This window comes from Stenotrophomonas sp. INTA L402-1 (genome assembly GCF_059295135.1).
In genome coordinates this window covers 1-613 of the sequence record NZ_JCAFWP010000142.1, presented here as the reverse complement: position 1 = coordinate 613, position 613 = coordinate 1, and the positions used below count along the sequence as shown (strand labels likewise).

General features: G+C 56.8%; 2 protein-coding genes. Both read right to left on the bottom strand.

Annotation, left to right across the window (positions count from 1 at the left end; translation table 11 throughout):
• Positions 1-211 (bottom strand): YqjK-like family protein (locus AC5O77_RS21970; RefSeq protein ID WP_176414416.1); only part of this gene is annotated, 211 nt, incomplete at its 3' end.
• The coding region (locus AC5O77_RS21965; RefSeq protein ID WP_494507196.1) for a phage holin family protein at positions 201-613 on the bottom strand (413 nt) is incomplete at its 5' end. The genes AC5O77_RS21970 and AC5O77_RS21965, both read right to left, overlap by 11 nt.

The following is a 613-nucleotide window of genomic DNA, read 5'->3' as shown; positions in this document are numbered from 1 at the left end:
GCATATTAGGATGGCGAATCGTCCAGATCGCCATCACGCTACTGCCAACCAGCGCCCAGGAGCGCAGACTTAGCAGCATATTCCAGCGACGATCGTAAGCGCCTGTTGCCTCCAGCCATTCACGACGACTGGCAGAAAGATCCAGCCGTTGTTGCTGGATCTGGCTAAGCAGTTGCGCCTTACGTCGTTCACGTTCGACTTTACTGCTCACGGGACTCCTCCTCGAGCAGCTGCCGATCGTTTGCCAGCTCATGGCGTGTATGGCGCAGCAAGGTGGATTTACGCGATTTACGTAACGTCCAGATACCGCCAATCAGTGCCAGTAGCAGCAACACCACGGTGGTGGCAATCATCGCATTCAGGCGATATTGCGGATCAACCGCCCAAATAATCAGCACCATCAGGCTCATAAGACCAAATGCAGCGAAAAGCATCGTCAGGCCCAGCATCAGTAAAAGTTGAAAGAGATTCGCTTTTTCCTCTTCCAGCTCCACCACCGCCAGCCGCAGACGACCAACCACCCTTACAACCCTGATGGAAACAACACGCCCCCCGCCCCCCCCCACCCTTGTCCCGGGCCCCCCCCCCCACACCGCCCCACCCCCCTTTTTTT